The organism is Escherichia sp. WS1152 (assembly GCF_046487665.1).
Lineage (GTDB): Bacteria > Pseudomonadota > Gammaproteobacteria > Enterobacterales > Enterobacteriaceae > Escherichia > Escherichia coli.
This window is the reverse complement of record NZ_JBJQJA010000001.1, coordinates 202,195-225,428: the sequence shown is the minus strand read 5'-3', so window position 1 is coordinate 225,428 and position 23,234 is coordinate 202,195. Positions and strand designations below refer to the sequence as shown.

Below are 23,234 nucleotides of genomic sequence, written 5' to 3'. Positions count from 1 at the left end.
CGACCACAGGGATACAGTAACAACATTACCGCAACGATAACATTAACGGTAGCGTTTTATGGGGCTATTTTGATCCTGTTCAGCCAGCCAGGCGAGCTTTTCGCCAATCTTGCCTTCAAGGCCCCTGTTTGTCGGGAAATAATAGCGTGTTTGTGCTATTTCCGGCGGGAAGTAAACCTCACCGGCAGCATAAGCGTTTGCTTCATCATGAGCGTAACGATATTCCTGCCCGTAGCCCATTTCCTTCATTAATTTCGTCGGCGCATTACGCAAATGAACCGGCACGTCATAATCCGGGCGTTCGCGAGCATCGGCCAGCGCGGCTTTAAACGCAGTGTAGACAGCGTTGCTTTTTGGCGCGCAGGCCAGGTAAACAATCGCCTGAGCAATGGCGCGTTCACCTTCCGCCGGGCCAACGCGAGTAAAGCAATCCCAGGCCGCAATTGCCACCTGCATCGCCCGTGGATCGGCATTACCGACGTCTTCAGACGCAATCGCCAGACAGCGACGCGCGACATATAACGGATCGCCACCAGCGGTAATAATTCGCGCATACCAGTACAGCGCCGCATCGGGTGCGCTACCACGTACCGACTTATGCAGTGCGGAAATCAGATCGTAAAAGCGATCGCCTTTGTTATCAAAGCGGGCGCTACGTTCACCGGCGATTTCGGTCAGTAATTCAGGCTTCAGGACCCGCTTACCGCTATCATCGACTTCGGCCATATCCGCCATCATTTCCAGCGTATTTAACGCCCGGCGCGCGTCGCCATTCACCAGTTCAGCAATGGCGCGTCGTGTTTCATCTGGCAGAATAATATCCTGACCACCATAGCCACGGGTTTTGTCTTCCATCGCCTGAGTTAGTACTTGCTCAATATCCTCTGTACTCAGGGATTTCAACAGATAAACACGGGCACGGGAAAGCAGTGCCGAATTAAGCTCAAACGACGGGTTTTCAGTGGTTGCGCCAATAAAAGTGATGGTGCCGTCTTCAATATGTGGCAGAAATGCATCCTGCTGGCTTTTGTTGAAACGGTGAACTTCGTCAACAAAAAGAATAGTGCGGCGACCTGCATTGCGGTTTTGCCGGGCGCACTCGATCGCCTCGCGAATCTCTTTCACACCAGAGGTGACGGCAGAAATACGTTCCACATCAGCGTTCGCATAGCGGGCAATCACTTCAGCGAGGGTTGTTTTGCCGGTACCCGGTGGCCCCCAGAGGATCATAGAATGTAAATGCCCGGCTTCGATAGCGCGCGGCAACGGCTTCCCCGCAGCCAGCAAATGTTGCTGACCGATATACTGTGCTAAATTTTCTGGCCGCATACGCGCGGCCAGAGGTTGAAAAGTATTATCCGAAAAATCGAGCGACAGATTGCTCACTCAGGTGCCTCTACTTACGTTGATCATCTACCGTGACGCCTTGCGGCGGGGTGAAGGTAAATTTCGCTGCATCCACAGCCCCATTTTGCTGGGATTTCAGTTGATAACTGCTGCGCTGATCGTCCTGCTCCACCGCGCTAAACTGATGGATTGTGCCATCACGTCCCACGTTAATGGTGAACTGCTTCAGATTGCCATTGCTGGCTTTCGGCGTCAGGACAAAGTCATCGCCATTCTGTTTGATATTGTACTGCTGCCAGTCGCTGGACTGGTTGCGGGCAATCAGCATAAACGGTGTATTACCGGTGACATCTTTCAGCCAGGTTGCCGTAGCTTGCTCAACGAACGGGTTATAGAACCACAGTGTTTTACCGTCAGAAACCAGAATGCTTTCATCAGGTTGAGTCATATGCCAGTTGAATAAGTTTGGACGTTTCACCCACAGATCGCCCTGACCTTCCTGCACCGCCGCGCCGCTACCGTCAGTCACTTTTTGTGTAAAGCTGGCGTGGAAGCTGCTGACTTTATCCAGGCGACTTTTCAGATCGCTTGCGGCATCAGCCCAAACGCTGCTTGCTACTAAGCTTGAGAGTAATGCACAGGTGATGGCAATTTTTTTCATCATTATTCCTCAAATTACGTCACTCCCGACCGGGAGTTCCCTCTACTCTCTATTCCAGGCTAATAATCAGCTTGAGGAAAGAAGAAAATACTGAATTTTCAGTTGATAGAGTGCCGGATGCGACGCTACCGCGCCTTATCCGGCAATGCATTAATTAGTCGAACGGCGGTGGGGCCAGCACTTCACGATTACCGTTGTGCCCCTGTTCGCTGACAATCCCCTGCGCTTCCATCTGTTCGATAATACGCGCTGCACGGTTATAACCAATGCGGAACTGACGCTGTACGCCAGAAATTGACGCTTTGCGTTTTTCAGTGACAAACTGCACCGCCTGATCGAACAACGGATCCAGTTCTTCAGCGCCATCGAAACCACCCGCACCACCTTCGCTTTCGCTGTCGGAGGTGATGCCATCAACATACTGTGGGCGACCACGCGCTTTCCAGTCCTGCACCACGGCATGAACTTCCTGATCGCGAACAAAAGCACCATGGACACGTACCGGCAACGTGGAGTTCGGCCCAGAGTAGAGCATATCCCCCATACCCAGCAGTGATTCCGCGCCAGCCTGATCAAGAATGGTACGTGAGTCAATCTTACTGGATACGGTAAAGGCGATACGGGTCGGAATATTCGCTTTAATCAGACCAGTAATAACATCAACCGATGGACGCTGAGTTGCCAGTACGAGGTGGATACCCGCGGCACGGGCTTTTTGCGCCAGACGTGCTATCAGCTCTTCCACTTTTTTACCTACTGTCATCATCAGGTCGGCAAATTCGTCCACCAACACCACAATGTATGGTTCTTTTTTCAGCACCGGATGCTGGGCATCCATACTGTCACCCGGCTTCCAGTACGGGTCTGGAATCGGACGCATCATGCGATCGGCTTCAGCAATTTTTTCGTTATAACCCGCCAGATTACGCACACCCAGCGCAGACATCAGTTTATACCGACGCTCCATCTCGTTAACACACCAGCGCAGCGCGTTGGCGGCATCTTTCATATCAGTAACGACTTCCGTTAACAGGTGCGGAATGCCTTCATAAACCGAAAGCTCCAGCATTTTCGGGTCGATCATGATGAAACGCACATCTTCTGGCTGTGCTTTATAAAGCATGCTCAGGATCATCGCGTTCACACCGACAGATTTACCGGAACCGGTAGTCCCCGCAACCAACAAGTGCGGCATTTTCGCCAGATCGGCAACCACCGGCTCACCGGCGATATCTTTACCCAGCACCACGGTTAATGGCGACGGATTATCGCGGAATTTGGCGTTATCCAAAACTTCGCGCAGATAAACGGTTTGTCGTTTTTTATTTGGTAACTCCAGACCTACATAGGGTTTGCCAGGAATAACTTCAACGACACGCACCGCCACCGTCGAAAGTGAACGGGCAAGGTCCCGTGACAAGTTAGAAATGCGCGCCGCTTTTACGCCAGGAGCCAGGTTAAGTTCAAAGCGAGTGATAACTGGCCCCGGAGAGTAATTGACGACATCGGCTTTAATACGGAAATCAGCCAGACGCGCTTCCACCAGACGCGCCATTTGTTCAAGCGCAAAGGTATCTACCGGCTCCACTTCGCTCGGCGGCGGTGTCAGCAAATCCAGAGAAGGCAGCGGCGTCGTCGGTTTGTGCAACGGACGGCTGTCGCCATTACGCATCAACAGCGGATGAAGCAGGGTATCCTGCGGCTGTGGCGCAACTGGCTGTTGTGGCTGCTGATACTGCGGCTGCGGTGCAACCGGTTGTTGCGGCTGTTGATACTGCGGCTGCGGCGCAACTGGTTGTTGCGGCTGTTGATACTGCGGCTGCGGTGCAACCGGCTGTTGCGGCTGCTGATATTGCTGCTGTGGCGCAACCGGCTGTTGTGGCTGCTGATACTGCTGCTGCGGTGCAACCGGCTGTTGCGGCTGCTGATACTGCGGCTGCGGTGCAACCGGTTGTTGCGGCTGCTGTACAGGTTCAACAATTGGCGTAAACAACGGTTCGTGTGGACCATCATCCAGCAACGCTTTCATTGGCGAAAATTCAAAATCATCCAGCGAGAACGGATTCGCCCCAGCCGGTTGTTCGCCGGAATAACGTTGTTGTTGAGTTTGCGCAAACTGACGAGCCAGTTCAGCCTCTGCCGCAGCATCTGCATCTTCTGCGTTTACGGGCACATCATGTTGATACTGTTCGCCATAGCGTTGCTGCTGTGTCTGGGCGAACTGACGTGCCAGTTCATCCTGCTGCATCGCATCGATTTCATCATCGTTGTACTGATCGCCAGAATCGTACTGATTGCGCTGGGCTTCACGGGCTTTTTCTTCCGCCGCACGCTGTGAGGGCAGCTTAATACCGTAAGACGCCAATTCACGACGAGTTGGCACGCGGATACGTTTCGGTCGTGGCAACTGCGGGCCAATCCCCTCTTTGACCTGCGGACGCGGTCCACCGCTATTTGCCAGACTGAAGACTGGCGCGGCAACGGTTGCGGCAGCCCCCGTCGCCAGTGTCGCTTTTTTCACGCCAGATGCCAGCGGAGAAACAGCGGCAGCGGCTTCTACTGGAGGTACTGCTGCAACAGAAGGTGCTTTCAGCGAAGATTTGATCGGTTCTGGTTCTTTAACCGGTTCTGGAATCGGTTGATACCAGGCCGCAAGTTGTTCACGTTCACGGGCTCGCTTCTCTTCCACTTCTTCAAAGTAGTAAAGCGGCGGACGCGCGGGTTTTGTCTCTTCTACAACGGGTTCAGGCTCCACAACAGGCTGCTGTTCAACAGGTTGCGGCTGTTGGTACAACGGCTCCTGAGCGGCTGGCTGCTGATAAGTTTGCTCAGTCTGGTATGTAGACTGTGGAGCAAAAGTGGATTGCTGCTCTTCGGCTTGCCAGGCGTTACCTGCCACCGGTTGTTCTGGCGCAGGGGCATAATACGGCTGTTGCGCAGGCTGTTCCGGCGCAGTTGCGTAATACGGTTGCTGAACAGGTTGTTCCGCCGCAGGAGCGTAGTAAGGTTGTTGCGCAGGTTGTTCAGCTGCAGGTGCATAATACGGCTGCTGCGGCTGTACTGGTTGTTGCAGCGGCTCATTATATTGCACTGCAGGCTGCGCATATTGTGACTGCTGTGGGTAACCTTCCGGTGCAGGAGCAATAACCGGCTCTCCCGTTTGTGGACCCGGTACAGGCTGCCAGGCTACTGTAGGTTGCGAAGGTGGAACATCAACAGAGGCAACAGGCGGCGTCTGAGTCACAGGTTCAACCGGCGCAGCCCAGCTTTGTGTCGCCGTGGTAGCAGCAGCTGCTACAGCGACAGGTTCGGTAATTGGCGCACCATTTAATAATGGATCGTATTCGTCATATTCTGGCTGCGTTGCACGATTGCCCGAAAATAGGACGTCGTCAGGGTCGGCAGCCACACCGCGTGCAGTGTAGGTAATATCTTCTTCATCATCCATCCGCTTACCGGAGAACAGCGCAGCATCTGTTTGCCGCCCCATCGGATTAATGAATTTTTCCGCCAACCGTTTACGACGCGCTAGCGCGCCGCGAAGAATACGGGCACGGCGTGATTCATGCTGTTTGCCGTGGTTTTCATCTTCATACTCTTCGTCATCTTCATATTCATCTTCATCGACCCAGGTATCATCGCGACGGGTACGATTACTGGCGAAGGTGAGAATGTTTAAAATCCAGCCGCCGAGTTTTTCAGCAATGGTCACCCATGACCAACCGGTGAACAACGTCAGGCCCGCTGCCCAAACGCAGAGCAGCGCAATAGTTCCCCCGCTACTGTGTAGCAGTGGTTGTAGCGTAGTGCTTAGTAAGCTGCCAATGACGCCACCGGAGGCAAAATACCAGATATCGTCAGCGTTGATTGCCGCCAGACCACAGGAGGTAAGGATGAGCGCCAAAACGCCAATGATGCGTAGCGAAACGGCAAAATAATCAATGTATTCGTCGCTGGACTGATGACGCCAGGCAAACCAACAACCGCCGACAATAATGACGGGAATGGTGTAAGCCATCACGCCAAAAATAAAGAACAGCGTATCTGCCAACCACGCACCGGGCATCCCACCTAAATTATGGATAGGTTCATGCCAGGCCGTTTGCGACCAGCTGGGGTCCGAAGGGTTAAAGCTTAGTAAGGCAGCCATCAACCAGACGGCAAACAGGACAATAAGGATCAGCAACGCCTCCAGAAGGCGGCGGCCGCTACTTAACTTTGTCAATGTGACTTCTTTGTCTTCAGTGTATTCCTGGCTCAAGAAAGGCTCTCCAGGTTACAGGCTTTTCCTGCCCGATGCTAAAACGGACAACAGTACCAGGTTACCCCAGTACTGTTGCTGTATGGATTAACAGGAGTGTAATCAAAATACGCCGATTTTGCACCTGTTCCGTGTTAGCGCGTCTTAATAACCAGACGATTACTCTGCTTGACTTCTTCCATAACAACGTATGTCCGTGTGTCATTGACGCCAGGCAGACGCAGCAGGGTTTCCCCCAGCAACTTACGGTAGGCTGACATATCCGGCACGCGTGTTTTCAACAGGTAGTCGAAATCACCGGATACTAAATGACACTCCTGAATTTCTTCAAGTTTTTGTACAGCGGTATTGAATTGTTCAAACACATCCGGTGCGCCACGATTCAGAGTAATCTCAACGAATACCAGAAGTGATGCATCCAGATAATGGGGGTTCAGCAGCGCCGTATAGCCCTGAATAAACCCTTGTCTTTCCAGCCGACGCACACGCTCAAGGCACGGCGTTGGGGAAAGTCCCACACGTTTAGAAAGCTCGACGTTAGAAATACGCCCATCCTTTTGCAACTCATTAAGAATGTTACGATCGATACGGTCGAGATCTTTGCCAGGGCGCTTCTTGCTATCTACCATTATTATTGTCTCTCTGTATTCCTTCCCTACTCCTGTCTGACCCTGAAACATCACTGTTCAGAGTCGCTACCCGTCACGATAGACCGAAATCATGAAGATTCACGGCGCGCAATGCCTGGGTCTACGGTGAGAAGACCGTTGCCTTGTGGCAGCTATCGACATCACGAATGGCGTCTGTCCACGCCATACGTAGATTTCACTAGCACGGTAAACATGGTATTTACATGCATGGTTATGCGCATATAAGAATACTGTTTTTTTTCTTCCTCGAATGTTTTCGCAAAACACCAGGGGATTGTCAAAGCAAAACATCGATTTTTAGTACAACATGCCAGATATTCATTAACAGGGGCGTTTATTCATCATTTAATCGGCTTATAAAGCGGGAAATTTAAGTAGCAGAGGTGATAATGACGGGAGAATTTGACCTGCTTATCGATGCTGCCGATTGCACAAATTGTTAACAAAATCGTCATACTCTTTTTTTACGTCTGTAAATTCCCTACAATCCTGCCCATTGTCTGCCAACAACTATGGGGATCTCATGGGCACGACCAAACACAGTAAACTGCTTATCCTGGGTTCAGGCCCGGCGGGATACACCGCTGCTGTCTACGCGGCGCGCGCCAACCTGCAACCTGTGCTGATTACCGGCATGGAAAAAGGCGGCCAACTGACCACCACCACGGAAGTGGAAAACTGGCCTGGCGATCCAAACGATCTGACCGGTCCGTTATTAATGGAGCGCATGCACGAACATGCCACCAAGTTTGAAACTGAGATCATTTTTGATCATATCAACAAGGTGGATCTGCAAAACCGTCCGTTCCGTCTGAATGGCGATAACGGCGAATACACTTGCGACGCGCTGATTATTGCCACCGGAGCTTCTGCACGCTATCTCGGCCTGCCCTCTGAAGAAGCCTTTAAAGGCCGTGGAGTTTCTGCTTGTGCAACCTGCGACGGTTTCTTCTATCGCAACCAGAAAGTTGCGGTCATCGGCGGCGGCAATACCGCGGTTGAAGAGGCGCTGTATCTGTCTAACATCGCTTCGGAAGTGCATCTGATTCACCGCCGTGACGGTTTCCGCGCGGAAAAAATCCTTATTAAGCGTCTGATGGATAAAGTGGAGAACGGCAACATCATTCTGCACACCAACCGTACGCTGGAAGAAGTGACCGGCGATCAAATGGGTGTCACTGGCGTTCGTCTGCGCGATACGCAAAACAGCGACAACATCGAGTCACTCGACGTTGCCGGTCTGTTTGTTGCTATCGGTCACAGCCCGAATACTGCGATTTTCGAAGGGCAGCTGGAACTGGAAAACGGCTACATCAAAGTACAGTCGGGTATTCATGGTAATGCCACCCAGACCAGCATTCCTGGCGTCTTTGCCGCAGGCGACGTGATGGATCACATTTATCGCCAGGCCATTACTTCGGCCGGTACTGGCTGCATGGCAGCACTTGATGCGGAACGCTACCTCGATGGTTTAGCTGACGCAAAATAATTTTACAAATCAGTAACAAAAGTAAAGAAGGCGACACCTTGCGACTATGGGTCGCCTTTATTTTTTCCCCGTTGTAACATTGCTCTGCAAATAATTCTGATAACTCACCTGCTAAGCGTGCAATGAATAAATCTCGTCAAAAAGAGTTAACCCGCTGGTTAAAACAGCAAAGCGTCATCTCCCAACGTTGGCTGAATATTTCTCGTCTGCTGGGCTTTGTAAGCGGCATATTGATCATTGCCCAGGCCTGGTTCATGGCGCGAATTCTGCAACATATGATTATGGAGAATATTCCCCGTGAAGCCCTGCTGCTTCCCTTTACGTTACTGGTTCTGACCTTTGTACTGCGAGCATGGGTGGTCTGGTTACGCGAACGGGTGGGTTATCACGCCGGGCAGCATATCCGCTTTGCCATCCGCCGTCAGGTTCTCGACCGTCTGCAACAAGCAGGGCCAGCGTGGATTCAGGGTAAACCTGCGGGGAGCTGGGCGACGCTGGTACTCGAGCAAATTGACGATATGCATGATTACTATGCACGCTACCTGCCGCAAATGGCGCTGGCAGTGTCGGTGCCGTTGCTGATTGTGGTGGCGATCTTCCCCTCTAACTGGGCTGCGGCGCTCATTCTGCTGGGCACTGCACCGTTAATTCCGTTGTTTATGGCGCTGGTTGGGATGGGGGCTGCCGATGCTAACCGACGTAACTTTCTCGCTCTTGCTCGCTTAAGTGGGCATTTCCTCGATCGCCTGCGCGGCATGGAAACATTGCGTATTTTTGGTCGTGGTGAAGCTGAAATTGAAAGTATTCGTTCTGCTTCGGAAGATTTCCGCCAACGGACAATGGAAGTGCTACGACTGGCGTTTTTATCCTCCGGCATTCTCGAATTTTTTACCTCGCTGTCAATTGCTCTGGTGGCGGTCTACTTTGGTTTTTCCTATCTCGGCGAGCTGGATTTTGGTCACTACGATACTGGCGTGACGCTGGCTGCGGGTTTTCTGGCCCTGATCCTTGCGCCAGAGTTTTTCCAGCCATTACGCGATCTCGGTACGTTTTATCATGCTAAAGCCCAGGCTGTTGGTGCAGCTGATAGTCTGAAAACGTTTATGGAAACCCCGCTCGCCCATCCGCAGCGCGGTGAGGCGGAATTAGCATTGACCGATCCGCTGACCATTGAGGCCGAGGATCTGTTTATCACGTCGCCGGAAGGTAAAACGCTGGCCGGACCGCTGAACTTTACTTTGCCAGCAGGCCAACGTGCAGTGTTGGTTGGTCGCAGCGGTTCAGGTAAAAGCTCACTGCTGAACGCGCTTTCTGGTTTTCTCTCATATCAGGGATCATTACGAATCAACGGGATAGAATTACGCGATTTATCACCAGAATCATGGCGTAAACATCTCTCCTGGGTTGGGCAAAACCCACAATTACCGGCAGCAACATTGCGGGATAACGTACTACTGGCGCGACCTGATGCCAGCGAACAAGAATTACAAGCAGCGCTGGATAACGCCTGGGTCAGCGAGTTTCTACCGCTCCTGCCACAAGGCGTTGATACGCCTGTTGGCGACCAGGCTGCCCGCCTTTCCGTGGGGCAGGCGCAGCGCGTGGCGGTGGCCCGTGCGTTACTAAATCCCTGTTCGCTATTACTGTTGGATGAACCCGCTGCCAGCCTTGATGCTCACAGTGAACAGCGCGTAATGGAGGCGCTGAATGCCACCTCTCTGCGCCAGACAACGTTAATGGTCACCCACCAGTTAGAAGATCTTGCTGACTGGGATGTCATTTGGGTTATGCAGGATGGCCGGATTATTGAGCAAGGACGTTACGCGGAATTAAGTGTGGCTGGTGGCCCATTCGCCACATTACTGGCCCATCGTCAGGAGGAGATTTAAATGCGCGCTTTGCTACCCTATCTGGCACTGTATAAACGTCATAAATGGATGTTAAGTCTTGGTATTGTGCTGGCAATTGTGACGCTGCTCGCCAGTATCGGTCTGTTGACACTTTCCGGCTGGTTCCTCTCGGCCTCAGCGGTTGCGGGGGTTGCCGGACTGTACAGCTTCAACTATATGCTACCCGCTGCGGGCGTGCGTGGTGCAGCAATCACCCGTACTGCCGGGCGTTATTTTGAACGTCTGGTAAGTCACGACGCGACTTTCCGCGTGTTGCAGCATCTGCGCATTTACACCTTCAGCAAATTGTTGCCCCTCTCCCCTGCCGGACTGGCGCGCTATCGTCAGGGCGAATTGCTCAATCGCGTGGTGGCGGATGTTGATACGCTCGATCATCTTTACCTGCGCGTTATCTCGCCGCTGGTGGGCGCTTTTGTGGTGATTATGGTGGTGACAATCGGGTTAAGTTTCCTTGATTTCACCCTCGCCTTTACGCTGGGCGGCATTATGTTACTGACGCTTTTCCTGATGCCACCGCTGTTTTATCGTGCGGGAAAAAGCACCGGGCAAAATCTGACTCATCTTCGCGGACAGTATCGCCAACAACTGACGGCCTGGCTGCAAGGGCAAGCTGAGCTGACCATTTTTGGTGCCAGCGATCGTTATCGCACGCAACTAGAGAATACAGAAATTCAATGGCTGGAAGCGCAACGCCGTCAATCTGAACTGACCGCATTGTCGCAAGCGATAATGCTGCTCATTGGCGCGTTAGCGGTGATCCTGATGCTGTGGATGGCGTCTGGCGGCGTTGGCGGCAATGCTCAACCTGGCGCGTTAATTGCCCTGTTTGTCTTCTGCGCGTTAGCCGCGTTTGAAGCACTGGCACCAGTAACAGGTGCATTTCAGCATCTGGGGCAAGTCATTGCCTCTGCCGTTCGGATCACTGACTTAACGGATCAAAAACCGGAGGTCACCTTCCCTGATACCCAAACTCGTGTTGCCGATCGCGTTTCGCTGACGTTACGGGATGTTCAGTTCACTTATCCGGAGCAATCCCAACAGGCACTTAAAGGGATTTCTCTTCAGGTAAACACCGGAGAACATATTGCGATTCTCGGGCGAACCGGATGCGGCAAATCAACACTGTTACAACTGCTGACCCGCGCATGGGACCCGCAACAGGGCGAGATTTTGCTTAACGATAGCCCCATAGCCAGCCTGAATGAAGCGGCTCTACGACAGACCATCAGCGTTGTTCCTCAGCGAGTGCATCTGTTTAGCGCCACGCTGCGTGATAATCTGTTACTCGCCTCGCCTGGCAGTAGTGATGAGGCTCTGGCGGTGATCTTGCGTCGCGTTGGTCTGGAGAAGCTGCTCGAGGATGCAGGTCTCAACAGTTGGTTAGGTGAAGGCGGACGCCAGCTCTCCGGTGGTGAACTGCGCCGTCTGGCTATCGCCCGTGCGCTGTTACATGATGCGCCACTGGTGTTGCTGGATGAACCTACCGAAGGCTTAGATGCCACAACCGAAAGCCAGATCCTTGAATTGCTTGCAGAAATGATGCGTGAGAAAACGGTGTTAATGGTCACCCATCGACTTCGCGGGCTCTCTCGTTTCCAACAAATAATAGTGATGGACAACGGGCAAATTATTGAGCAAGGTACTCACGCAGAACTGCTTGCCAGACAGGGGCGTTATTACCAGTTCAAGCAGGGTTTGTAAGCTATTATTGAACGATCCGACTTGCGTGGAGTTTTGCGGTCATGCGCCTGGTTCAGCTTTCTCGCCATTCAATAGCCTTCCCTTCCCCGGAAGGCGCATTACGTGAGCCTAACGGCCTGCTGGCACTTGGGGGCGATCTTAGCCCTGCGCGCCTGTTAATGGCTTACCAGCGTGGTATTTTTCCGTGGTTTTCTCCGGGCGACCCCATCCTCTGGTGGTCGCCCGATCCCCGCGCGGTGCTATGGCCAGAATCACTGCATATCAGCCGTAGTATGAAGCGATTTCATAAACGCTCGCCCTATCGTGTCACGATGAATTACGCTTTTGGTCAGGTCATTGAAGGCTGTGCCAGCGATCGCGAAGAAGGAACCTGGATCACGCGTGGCGTGGTCGAAGCCTACCATCGCCTTCACGAACTCGGTCATGCCCACTCCATTGAAGTCTGGCGTGAAGATGAGCTTGTCGGCGGTATGTACGGCGTGGCCCAGGGAACGCTATTTTGTGGCGAGTCCATGTTCAGCCGGATGGAAAATGCGTCTAAAACGGCGCTTCTGGTATTCTGTGAGGAATTTATCGGTCATGGCGGTAAGCTTATCGACTGCCAGGTCCTTAACGATCACACAGCATCGCTTGGTGCCTGCGAAATTCCCCGTCGGGATTATCTGAATTATCTCAATCAAATGCGCCTCGGACGATTGCCGAATAATTTCTGGGTACCACGATGCTTGTTTTCACCACAAGAATGAATGTTTTCGGCACATTTCTCCCCAGAGTGTTATAATTGCGGTCGCAGAGTTGGTTACGCTCATTACCCCGCTGCCGATAAGGAATTTTTCGCGTCAGGTAACGCCCATCGTTTATCTCACCGCTCCCTTATACGTTGCGCTTTTGGTGCGGCTTAGCCGTGTGTTTTCGGGGTAATGTGCCGAACCTGTTTGTTGCGATTTAGCGCGCAAATCTTTACTTATTTACAGAACTTCGGCATTATCTTGCCGGTTCAAATTACGGTAGTGATACCCCAGAGGATTAGATGGCCAAAGAAGACAATATTGAAATGCAAGGTACCGTTCTTGAAACGTTGCCTAATACCATGTTCCGCGTAGAGTTAGAAAACGGTCACGTGGTTACTGCACACATCTCCGGTAAAATGCGCAAAAACTACATCCGCATCCTGACGGGCGACAAAGTGACTGTTGAACTGACCCCGTACGACCTGAGCAAAGGCCGCATTGTCTTCCGTAGTCGCTGATTGTTTTACCGCCTGATGGGCGAAGAGAAAGAACGAGTAAAAGGTCGGTTTAACCGGCCTTTTTATTTTGTGATATGTATGAAGTACTTTGGAAGTATAAGTCCGTAACTTGTCTCGATGTAGATATACTGCACAACTTGTTTACAGTATGAGCAAACAATAATTATCATTAAAATTCTTCTTGACCGTTTTACTCCAACTCCCTATAGTAGCGCCCCGTTGCCCCCCATGAGGTCAGGCAACAAAACAATTTGGTGAGGTGTCCGAGTGGCTGAAGGAGCACGCCTGGAAAGTGTGTATACGGCAACGTATCGGGGGTTCGAATCCCCCCCTCACCGCCATATTTAAAGAAGAGCTCGTACGAAAGTGCGAGCTTTTTTTTTCGCATTTTATCTGCCTGTACGGCAGTGAACATGGTGGGCGGGTGGAGTATGTTACCAGTGAATTTCTAAGCTGCCTGTACGGCAGTGAACGTTCGCTGCAACCGCTAGCCAAGACGGTAGGTTTTTCTAAGCTGCCTGTACGGCAGTGAACTCAAATACTACACGTTTAGCCCGTTGTTAATAAAGCAAAACCATCCCATTCTCCTGCAGCACCCTTTTTTATCCTTACCTTCCAGCAGCACTAATTATCAACAACTTACCTTCACCTCCAAAAATAGGGTTTTCACCGTTCCACCCCATAAATAAAAAGTCCGTAACCCCTGACGAGATTACGGACTTCACCAACCTACCTGACAATCAGATTAATGCGCTGCTTCCGCCTTGTGCTTTTGTGCACTCTGGAATCCGTAAGTCAGCTCATTTTTCTCTTTATCCAGCGCGACGGTGACCTGACCGCCGTCCACCAGCGAACCAAACAGCAGTTCGTTGGCAAGCGGTTTTTTCAGGTTGTCCTGGATGACACGCGCCATCGGACGTGCGCCCATTGCCCGGTCGTAACCTTTCTCGGCCAGCCAGTTACGCGCTTCCTGGCTCACTTCCAGAGAAACACCTTTCTGATCCAGCTGAACCTGCAACTCGACGATGAATTTATCCACCACCTGATGGATCACGTCAGTTGACAGATGATCGAACCAGATAATGTTGTCGAGACGGTTACGGAATTCCGGTGTAAAGATCTTCTTGATCTCTTCCATCGCATCGGTGCTGTTATCCTGGTGGATAAGACCAATGGATTTGCGCTCAGTTTCCCGTACCCCGGCGTTAGTGGTCATCACCAGCACCACGTTACGGAAGTCCGCTTTGCGTCCGTTGTTATCGGTCAGCGTACCGTTGTCCATCACCTGCAACAGAATATTGAACACGTCTGGATGCGCTTTCTCGATTTCGTCCAGCAGCAGCACCGCATGTGGATGCTTGATTACCGCATCGGTCAGCAAACCGCCCTGATCAAAACCAACGTATCCCGGAGGCGCACCAATCAGACGGCTGACGGTATGGCGTTCCATATACTCGGACATATCAAAGCGCAGAAGCTCAATGCCCAACGCTTTCGAAAGCTGTACCGTCACCTCTGTTTTCCCGACCCCGGTAGGACCGGCAAACAGGAACGAACCGACCGGTTTATGTTCGTGACCTAAACCTGCACGCGCCATCTTAATGGCTTCAGTCAGCGCCTCAATGGCTTTATCCTGACCGAAGACCAGCATTTTCAGGCGATCGCCGAGGTTTTTCAGGGTATCACGATCACTCTGAGAAACACTCTTCTCTGGAATGCGTGCAATACGGGCCACCACGGACTCAATATCCGCCACATTAACGGTTTTCTTGCGTTTGCTTACCGGCATCAGGCGTGCGCGAGCGCCCGCTTCGTCGATAACATCAATCGCTTTATCCGGCAGATGACGATCGTTAATGTATTTCACCGCCAGCTCTACCGCCGCACGCACCGCTTTTGCGGTATAACGCACGTCGTGGTGCGCTTCATACTTCGGTTTCAGGCCATTGATGATTTGAACAGTTTCTTCGATCGACGGTTCAGTAATATCAATTTTCTGGAAGCGACGCGCCAGAGCACGGTCTTTCTCGAAAATGTTGCTGAACTCCTGATAGGTTGTCGAACCAATTACGCGAATTTTACCGCTGGAGAGCAACGGTTTGATTAGGTTAGCCGCATCGACCTGACCACCAGACGCTGCACCCGCACCGATAATGGTGTGGATCTCATCAATAAACAGGATGCTGTTAGTGTCCTGCTCCAGCTGCTTGAGCAACGCTTTAAAACGTTTTTCAAAGTCGCCGCGATATTTTGTGCCCGCTAACAGAGAACCGATATCGAGAGAGTAAATCGTACAGTCAGCCATCACTTCCGGCACATCACCCTGAACAATTCGCCAGGCAAGACCTTCCGCAATCGCAGTTTTACCAACACCAGATTCCCCCACCAGCAGCGGGTTGTTTTTACGGCGACGGCAGAGAACCTGAATAGCACGCTCAAGCTCCTTCTCACGACCAATCAGTGGGTCGATTCCGCCCACACGCGCAAGCTGATTCAGGTTCGTCGTGAAATTCTCCATACGTTCCTCCCCACCAGCTTGTTCTTCGCTGTTTGGCTGGCTGCCAGGATCAGAAGACTGTGTCGGCTCGTCTTTACGCGTGCCATGAGAGATAAAGTTCACCACATCGAGACGGCTGACTTCATGTTTACGCAACAGATATGCCGCCTGCGACTCCTGTTCGCTAAAGATAGCGACCAGAACGTTTGCACCGGTAACCTCATTGCGACCGGAGGACTGGACATGGAAGACCGCACGTTGCAGTACACGCTGAAAACTCAGCGTCGGCTGTGTGTCGCGCTCCTCTTCACTGGCAGGCAGAACGGGTGTGGTTTGTTCAATAAAGGCTTCCAGTTCCTGACGGAGCGCAACCAAATCCACAGAACACGCTTCCAGCGCCTCCCGGGCAGATGGGTTACTGAGCAGCGCCAGTAACAAGTGCTCGACGGTCATAAACTCATGACGGTGCTCGCGCGCTCTGGCGAAAGCCATATTTAAACTGAGTTCCAGTTCTTGATTGAGCATAGGCACCTCCCCCAATTTTTATGCCTGCATTCAGGCTTTTTCTAGCGTACACAGCAATGGATGCTCATTCTCCCTCGCGTACTTGTTCACCATCGCCACTTTGGTTTCTGCAACCTCGGCGGTAAAGACTCCGCAAATGGCCTTCCCCTGGTAGTGAACAGCGAGCATCAATTGCGTTGCACGTTCTACATCATAAGAAAAGAATTTTTGTAACACGTCAATAACAAACTCCATCGGAGTGTAATCATCATTGACTAATATCACTTTATACATAGATGGCGGTTTTAGCGCGTCGCGAACTTTTTCTTCCGCCAGTTGATCAAAGTCCAGCCAGTCGTTCGTTTTACCCATTGTCAGTTATCATCTTCGGTTACGGTTATCGGCAGAACGCCCTGCCGCTGACAAGAGCTTATTTGCCTGACCAATCTACTCCACATGATAGATAACTATCATCTATCGTTGGCATCAGCGACATCTGTCACATTCCTGTCAATAGCGTTAACTGCTTCAAATTTTTGATTCATACCTGCCCCTTGTCCCCTGTCAAATGCTTGACGGCTCGCCCTAATTCTCTAAATTGTATTTCTAGAGTTGGCGAGGTTTTGAACAGCCCCCTCTCTGACCCCGGTTTATTCCATCTTACTTGTATAAGATTTGCGAAGGATGTCGAAGCATGGAAAAGGGTACTGTTAAGTGGTTCAACAATGCCAAAGGGTTTGGTTTCATCTGCCCTGAAGGCGGCGGCGAAGATATTTTCGCTCATTATTCCACCATTCAGATGGATGGTTACAGAACGCTAAAAGCTGGACAATCCGTTCAGTTTGATGTCCACCAGGGGCCAAAAGGCAATCACGCCAGTGTTATTGTGCCCGTCGAAGTAGAAGCGGCAGTCGCATAGCTCTTCTGTCTCATTGTGTACATCCTAAAGGCAAAATGCCAGCCCGATCGGCTGGCATTTTTATCTCAAAAATTACTCTCGTGCCAGAGCATCTACTGGATCCAGTCGTGCCGCATTTCGTGCGGGTAACCAGCCAAATAAAATCCCGGTGGCCGTCGAGCAGAGAAACGCCAGCAGCAGTGCCAACGGTGAAAAACCAATCTCCCAACCGGGTAAGAAAAGCTGCAAGGTGAAAGCAATTAACAGTGACAGTGTTATTCCCAACGCGCCACCGACCAGGCAAACCAGTACGGCTTCGATCAGGAACTGTTGCAAAACATCGCTTGCTCGCGCACCTACAGCCATGCGAATGCCAATTTCCCGCGTCCGCTCGGTCACTGACACCAGCATAATATTCATTACACCAATACCGCCCACCACCAGCGAAATCACCGCCACCAGCGTCAGAAACAGTTGTAAAGTACGTGTGGTCTTTTCAACGGTTTTCAAGACGCCGTCCATGTTCCAGGTAAAGAAATCCTTCTTACCGTGGCGCAGTGAAAGTAAACGCGTGAGTTGCTGTTCCGCCTCGGCGCTGTCAAATCCTTCTTTCACCCTGACAGTAATGGAGTTCAGCCACGACTGGCCCATAACTCGCCCGGACATCGTGCTGTAAGGTAGCCAGACACGCAGCACTTTACTGCTACCAAACATCGACTGTTTTTCTTCCGCCACACCAATGACTCTGGCGGGCATATTGCCGACCAGAATCACCTCGCCAACCACATCTGCTTTATGGGGGAAAAGCTGGCGGCGAGTATTACTGTCGAGAACCACGACCTGCGCACGACCGTTCAGCTGTTCCTGGTTAAAGGTGTTTCCTTCACTGAAGGTCATGCCATAGACATTAAAATAATCGCCGCTCACGCCATTGGCACTGGCAGCAACATCAACATTATTGTAACGCAGGCGCAGGTTTTGCGAGACGGCAGGTGTGGCTGAAGCGACCCACGGTTGTTTTTGGATGGCGATTAAGTCGTCGTACTTCAGCGCCTGCTGATATTGCGGATCGTCATCGCCAAAATCTTTCCCGGGGTAGACGTCAATAGTATTCGTACCAATAGAACGAATATCCGCCAGCACCATTTGTTTGGCGGCGTCACCTACTACGACAATGGAAACCACCGACGCAATACCGATAATAATCCCCAGCATGGTCAGTAAAGTACGCATTTTATTCGCTGCCAGCGCCCGCCATGCCATCGTCAGCGCCTCGTTAAAACCGCTGGCAAACTGACGCCAGCCAGACGCCATGTTGACAACAGGTACCGTCCCGCCAGCAACATTCACTTTTTCAATGGCGGGAGGATTGCGCACAATTTCGCCGTCGCGAATTTCGATCACCCGCTCGGCCTGAGCAGCGACCTGCGGATCGTGGGTGACGATAATCACTGTATGCCCGCGGTCGCGCAGCTGATGCAGGATCGCCATCACCTCTTCGCCAGAATGGCTGTCCAGTGCGCCGGTCGGTTCATCGGCAAGAATTACCTGACCGCCGTTCATCAATGCCCGCGCGATGCTGACGCGCTGTTGCTGACCACCCGAAAGCTGTGCCGGATAATACTCTGTACGGTCTTCCAGCCCCAGTCGTTGCAGCAACTCCTGGGCGCGAAGCAACCGCTGTTTCCGCTCAAGACCAGCATAGACGGCGGGTACTTCAACGTTCTGCTCGGCGGTTAAATGCGAAAGCAAATGGTAACGCTGGAAAATAAAGCCGAAATGCTCGCGGCGCAGTTGCGCCAGCGCATCGGCGTCCAGCGTGGCAACATCCTGACCGGCGACGCGATAGGTGCCGCTGGTGGCCTTATCCAGACAGCCGAGAATATTCATCAGGGTCGATTTACCGGAACCCGAAGCGCCAACAATCGCCACCATCTCACCAGCATAAATATCGAGGGTGATGCCCTTCAACACCTCAACCTGCTCATCACCGGCAGGATAGCTGCGACGAATATCCTTTAATTCGAGCAAAGGCGTCATTGTGCAGCTCCTGGTTTGGCCTCACCAATCACCACTTCATCGCCCGCTTCCAGCCCTTTGACAATCTCAACATCGGTATCGTTACGTGCGCCAATCGTCACTTCACGCTCGCGTGTTTCACCATTACGCAACAATTTGACTTTATAACGATTATCGCCAACCGGATCGCCTAACGCCGACAGAGGGATCGTCAGCACATTTTTCACATCGGTGAGCTGAATATGCACTTGCGCAGTCATATCCAGCCGCAGTAAACCATTGGGGTTGGGGACTTCAAAACGGGCGTAATAGAAAATAGCGTCGTTAACCTTTTCCGGCGTCGGTAGTACATCCTTGATTTGCCCCTCGTAGCGCGTCAGTGGATCGCCAAGTACCGTAAACCAGGCTTTTTGCCCCGGCTTCAGGTGGATTACATCCGCTTCAGAAACCTGCGCTTTTACCAGCATGGTGCTCATATCTGCCAGCGTCAGAATGTTCGGTGCTTGTTGTGCGGCAATCACCGTCTGGCCTTGCAGAGTGGTGATTTGCGTGACTTCCCCGGCCATCGGGGCAACGATGCGAGTGTAATCGAGATTGGTTTTAGCCGTATCGAGAGAAGCCTGATTGCGCTTGATTTGCGCGTCAATGGTGCCAATTTGCGCCTGTTTCACAGCCATCTCCGTCGCGGCGGTGTCGAGATCCTGCTGTGAAACCGCCTGCGTTTGTGCCAGACGTTGCTGACGGGAATACGTCACCCGCGCCAGTTTCAGCTCCGCTTCCGCCTGCTGCCGCTGCGCGCGTAGCTCCATCAGCGTTGCTTCGACCTCCTTGATCTGGTTTTCAGCCTGTTCAGGATCAATGACCCCTAAAAGCTGGTCTTTTTTTACTTTATCGCCAATCGCCACCGACAGTGTTTTCAACTGACCGCTGACCTGCGCGCCCACATCAACCTTACGCAGCGCGTCCAGCTTTCCGGTCGCCAGCACGCTTTGCTGTAAATCACCGGGGCGCACAATCAGTGTCTGATAAGTCGGCACGGGTGCGTTAAGAATTCTCCATAACGTAATCAGTCCGGCGATGGCTATCACCAGCGCAATAACGTAACGCTTCTTCACGGTTTTCCGCTTTTTCATAAATATTCTGAATACTCCATATGCCAATCCGGGTCATTAACTTCAACGAAATATCAACAAAACCCTAAAATTTACGTTAGTAATCACACTATTGATGTTTGGTTAAGATACGCAATGGTGAAATCGACGTCATGTATAACCATTGATTTCATGAATATGTCGCAGCTAACTGAACGGACCTTTACGCCATCTGAATCTCTCAGCAGCCTGTCACTTTTTCTTAGTCTGGCACGTGGACAGTGTCGGCCGGGTAAATTCTGGCATCGCCGTAGTTTTCGCCAGAAATTTTTGCTGCGCTCGTTGATTATGCCGCGTTTAAGCGTTGAGTGGATGAACGAACTTTCCCACTGGCCTAATCTCAATGTATTGTTAACGCGCCAGCCGCGACTGCCTGTACGTCTGCATCGCCCTTACCTTGCGGCGAATCTTAGCCGTAAGCAATTGCTGGAGGCGTTACGTTACCATTATGCGTTACTCCGCGGGTGTATGTCGGCGGAAGAATTCAGCTTATATTTGAATACCCCCGGGCTGCAACTGGCGAAGCTGGAAGGCAAAAACGGCGAGCAGTTCACGCTTGAGCTGACCATGATGATCTCAATGGATAAAGAAGGTGACAGCACAATCCTGTTCCGCAACAGCGAAGGTATTCCTCTGGCAGAGATCACGTTTACCCTGTGTGAATATCAGGGGAAAAGAACGATGTTTATTGGCGGACTGCAAGGCGCAAAATGGGAAATCCCACATCAGGAAATCCAGAATGCGACGAAAGCCTGCCACGGGCTATTTCCCAAACGCCTCGTGATGGAAGCGGCCTGTCTGTTTGCCCAACGTTTGCAGGTAGAGCAGATTATTGCCGTCAGCAATGAAACGCATATTTACCGCAGCCTGCGTTATCGCGATAAAGAAGGCAAGATCCATGCCGATTACAACGCTTTCTGGGAATCGGTTGGCGGCGTATGTGATGCTGAACGCCATTACCGCCTTCCAGCACAGATAGCACGAAAAGAGATTGCCGAAATCGCCAGTAAAAAACGGGCTGAATACCGTCGGCGCTATGAGATGCTCGACGCTATTCAGCCACAAATGGCCACGATGTTTCGCGGTTAATCCGCGCGACCGCGCGCCAGCCACAGCACGCGTGAGAACATTTTTTTCAGCAGCGTCGGTACGGAGTCCACACCACGACGTCCGGCCTCCATTGCCACTTCAATGGCAAGATCGGGTTTGGAAGAGCGATGGATCGCTTTCGAGATAATTTTGCGCAGATTCATCGGTACATTTTCCGGGATTTGCGCCACGCGGTGGAACACATCGGAAAATCCCTGGCGATACATAAAATGTTCCATATCCAGCGCCGGTAACGCCGTTAAATGTTCTCGTTCGGCTTCCCGATCATTATTCAACAGGCTGCGTACCGTAGCGGCATATTTCTTCCCTGCTTCATCGCCATCGACCAGCACATGCCATTCAATCCCCATTCGGCGGGCAAATTTAACCAGTGGCTTTAGCCCGGACTGGGCAAACTCAATGACCTTGATCCCTTCGGCATCAAAATGATGTCCGCACTGACGCGCCAGTTCATTGATAACCCAGGTTTCCGTTTCCCCTTCCACCAGCAACCAGCAGCGAGCAAACAGCGATGACGGACGATTAAAACGAATGTGAAAAGAGATGCGGCGGCTGTCTTCGGTGCTCAAGCCACTTGGCCCCAGACGCCAGGCGGCAACACGAGAAGATTCACGCACCAGGCGGCAAACATGTTCCACTGGAGTTAACGAAAGCAGCTCGCCAGAGTTGGTGGTAGCAATACGTTGTAAAGGCAAAAGATTCAACAGATGCCAGGCAACTGAAAGCATAATGGGGTGTAAACGCGTTTCTGGATCTTCGATCAGCAACAATGGACGGGCGTCTTTATCCAGTCGCAATGTGCCTTTTGCCTGCAATAAAGTAGCAAACAGGCCGAGCAAAATAACCCGATACGAGCGCCCTCCAGGTCGGTCAATCATCCGGTTGATGATGTCCAGATAGCGCCAGCTTCGTTGCTCATTGCTGGCCCGCCGCCGCATTAAACGATATCGCGCCTGTCCAGCCCCCTGCTCAGAGAAATAATGCTCAAGCAGCTGCACCATTGCGGAAAGTCCCTGACGAATCTGTCCATCAGAGAGATTTTGCGGATGTGAGGACAACTCACGGGCGAGGAAATCGAGCTGGCGCGCGGTGACTTCCACATTGGGGACATTTGGCACCGTGCCGTTACGAATACGGCGCATAAAACGGGCATCACGCAAGCGCAGCACCGGCATTAAACGCACCAGATGGCGTGCCTGATCGTTAATATCCTCAACATCAATCGGATGTCCGTCTTTATCGAGAAAACTGCGCAGTGTCATCACGCTGCCGTCTTCCGCACTCTCCCCTTCCAGACGATAAAAAATACGGTGATAGCCATCGGCGCATGGCGTCCAGCACGCTTCCAGCGGCCGATAACGGCGAACCCGATGTCGGCCTGGCAGCGATTCGCGGAAGGTCAAAATAATATGCAGATGATGTTCTCGCCCGTTGATATCTCCCGGCGGGAACCAGAAATCGTCGCGCTCAAAATGGTAGAGATCTGATTCTGGCGATAGCAGCAGGGTTAAGGCGTCCAGCAAGCTGGATTTACCCCACGCGTTCTCCCCAATCAGGACGTTGTTTTGTTCCAGCATCAACGACAAACGGTTGATACCGCGAAAACCCACAATTTCAACGCGCTCAAGAATCATATCCCCTCCAGAAATATGTGACTTATCCTTTACGCTGGCAGTATAACGGGAAAGGCCTTGCTAATACGTGATGACATCACATTTAAGCATGGCAAATGTCTGAAAAATGAGCGAATAATCGCGTTATACTCCCTCTTGCTGATAAGTCTGCAA

General features: G+C 51.9%; 17 protein-coding genes, 1 tRNA gene and 1 pseudogene. 9 read left to right on the top strand and 10 right to left on the bottom strand.

Annotated features, from left to right (window positions below):
- Window positions 1-42: 42 nt before the first annotated feature.
- The 4 genes from rarA to lrp all read right to left on the bottom strand — a co-directional run bounded on the left by rarA (window position 43) and on the right by lrp (window position 6,898).
- Window positions 43-1,386: a replication-associated recombination protein RarA gene (gene rarA, locus ACJHW7_RS01060; RefSeq protein WP_021556648.1), complete on the bottom strand. Its 1,344-nt coding sequence runs from the start codon at window positions 1,384-1,386 to the stop codon at window positions 43-45.
- A gap of 10 nt (window positions 1,387-1,396) precedes the next feature.
- Window positions 1,397-2,008 carry an outer membrane lipoprotein chaperone LolA gene (lolA, locus tag ACJHW7_RS01055; protein WP_040234638.1) on the bottom strand — a complete coding sequence of 204 codons (612 nt, stop codon included), beginning with the start codon at window positions 2,006-2,008 and terminating at the stop codon, window positions 1,397-1,399.
- A 154-nt stretch (window positions 2,009-2,162) separates the two neighbouring features.
- Entirely contained in the window at window positions 2,163-6,269 is a 4,107-nt protein-coding gene (ftsK, locus tag ACJHW7_RS01050; protein ID WP_021556647.1) for a DNA translocase FtsK, read from the bottom strand.
- A gap of 134 nt (window positions 6,270-6,403) precedes the next feature.
- Window positions 6,404-6,898, bottom strand: a complete 495-nt coding sequence (lrp, locus tag ACJHW7_RS01045; RefSeq protein ID WP_000228473.1) for a leucine-responsive transcriptional regulator Lrp — start codon at window positions 6,896-6,898, stop codon at window positions 6,404-6,406.
- 544 nt (window positions 6,899-7,442) lie between these two features.
- Here lrp and trxB point away from each other — a divergent pair.
- The 7 genes and pseudogenes from trxB to ACJHW7_RS01010 all read left to right on the top strand — a co-directional run bounded on the left by trxB (window position 7,443) and on the right by ACJHW7_RS01010 (window position 13,609).
- Window positions 7,443-8,408 (top strand): thioredoxin-disulfide reductase, encoded by a 966-nt coding sequence (trxB, locus tag ACJHW7_RS01040; protein WP_000537418.1) that lies wholly within the window; start codon window positions 7,443-7,445, stop codon window positions 8,406-8,408.
- Between the two features lie 122 nt (window positions 8,409-8,530).
- The gene (gene cydD / locus ACJHW7_RS01035; RefSeq protein WP_021556646.1) at window positions 8,531-10,297 is read left to right on the top strand and encodes a heme ABC transporter permease/ATP-binding protein CydD; all 1,767 of its coding nucleotides are present in this window, start codon (window positions 8,531-8,533) and stop codon (window positions 10,295-10,297) included.
- On the top strand, window positions 10,298-12,019 hold the full coding sequence (gene cydC / locus ACJHW7_RS01030; RefSeq protein WP_021556645.1) for a heme ABC transporter ATP-binding protein/permease CydC: 1,722 nt from the start codon (window positions 10,298-10,300) through the stop codon (window positions 12,017-12,019).
- Window positions 12,020-12,060: 41 nt separating this feature from the next.
- Complete coding sequence (aat, locus tag ACJHW7_RS01025; protein ID WP_001241678.1) at window positions 12,061-12,765, top strand: leucyl/phenylalanyl-tRNA--protein transferase; 705 nt, start codon at window positions 12,061-12,063, stop codon at window positions 12,763-12,765.
- A gap of 204 nt (window positions 12,766-12,969) precedes the next feature.
- Window positions 12,970-13,122 (top strand): annotated as a pseudogene (locus ACJHW7_RS01020) (hypothetical protein); the annotation flags it as partial.
- Window positions 13,050-13,268 carry a translation initiation factor IF-1 gene (infA, locus tag ACJHW7_RS01015; protein ID WP_001040187.1) on the top strand — a complete coding sequence of 73 codons (219 nt, stop codon included), beginning with the start codon at window positions 13,050-13,052 and terminating at the stop codon, window positions 13,266-13,268. The pseudogene ACJHW7_RS01020 and the gene infA, both read left to right, overlap by 73 nt.
- Window positions 13,269-13,521: 253 nt before the next feature.
- Window positions 13,522-13,609 (top strand) — tRNA-Ser (locus ACJHW7_RS01010).
- Window positions 13,610-14,013: 404 nt separating this feature from the next.
- Here ACJHW7_RS01010 and clpA read toward each other — a convergent pair.
- From clpA to yljB, 3 genes are all read right to left on the bottom strand, one after another.
- Window positions 14,014-16,290: an ATP-dependent Clp protease ATP-binding subunit ClpA gene (clpA, locus tag ACJHW7_RS01005; RefSeq protein WP_000934041.1), complete on the bottom strand. Its 2,277-nt coding sequence runs from the start codon at window positions 16,288-16,290 to the stop codon at window positions 14,014-14,016.
- 30 nt (window positions 16,291-16,320) lie between these two features.
- Window positions 16,321-16,641, bottom strand: a complete 321-nt coding sequence (gene clpS / locus ACJHW7_RS01000) for an ATP-dependent Clp protease adapter ClpS (protein WP_000520781.1) — start codon at window positions 16,639-16,641, stop codon at window positions 16,321-16,323.
- A gap of 98 nt (window positions 16,642-16,739) precedes the next feature.
- On the bottom strand, window positions 16,740-16,814 hold the full coding sequence (gene yljB / locus ACJHW7_RS00995) for a protein YljB (protein WP_001406719.1): 75 nt from the start codon (window positions 16,812-16,814) through the stop codon (window positions 16,740-16,742).
- Between the two features lie 149 nt (window positions 16,815-16,963).
- Here yljB and cspD point away from each other — a divergent pair, with 149 nt between their 5' ends.
- Window positions 16,964-17,188 carry a cold shock-like protein CspD gene (cspD, locus tag ACJHW7_RS00990; protein WP_000410785.1) on the top strand — a complete coding sequence of 75 codons (225 nt, stop codon included), beginning with the start codon at window positions 16,964-16,966 and terminating at the stop codon, window positions 17,186-17,188.
- Window positions 17,189-17,260: 72 nt separating this feature from the next.
- On the opposite strand, the gene macB is transcribed toward cspD, so the two are convergent.
- Both macB and macA read right to left on the bottom strand, forming a co-directional pair.
- Window positions 17,261-19,207: a macrolide ABC transporter ATP-binding protein/permease MacB gene (gene macB, locus ACJHW7_RS00985; protein ID WP_021556644.1), complete on the bottom strand. Its 1,947-nt coding sequence runs from the start codon at window positions 19,205-19,207 to the stop codon at window positions 17,261-17,263.
- On the bottom strand, window positions 19,204-20,319 hold the full coding sequence (gene macA, locus ACJHW7_RS00980; RefSeq protein ID WP_000746439.1) for a macrolide transporter subunit MacA: 1,116 nt from the start codon (window positions 20,317-20,319) through the stop codon (window positions 19,204-19,206). The genes macB and macA overlap by 4 nt, the downstream gene beginning before the upstream one ends.
- Window positions 20,320-20,469: 150 nt before the next feature.
- On the opposite strand from macA, the gene ACJHW7_RS00975 reads away from it, so the two are divergent.
- Window positions 20,470-21,426 (top strand): VirK/YbjX family protein, encoded by a 957-nt coding sequence (locus ACJHW7_RS00975; protein ID WP_001355621.1) that lies wholly within the window; start codon window positions 20,470-20,472, stop codon window positions 21,424-21,426.
- On the opposite strand, the gene ACJHW7_RS00970 is transcribed toward ACJHW7_RS00975, so the two are convergent.
- Window positions 21,423-23,081, bottom strand: coding sequence for an ATP-dependent endonuclease (locus ACJHW7_RS00970; protein ID WP_021556642.1), 1,659 nt, complete (start codon window positions 23,079-23,081; stop codon window positions 21,423-21,425). The two genes, ACJHW7_RS00975 and ACJHW7_RS00970, sit on opposite strands and share 4 nt — an antisense overlap.
- Window positions 23,082-23,234 lie beyond the last annotated feature (153 nt).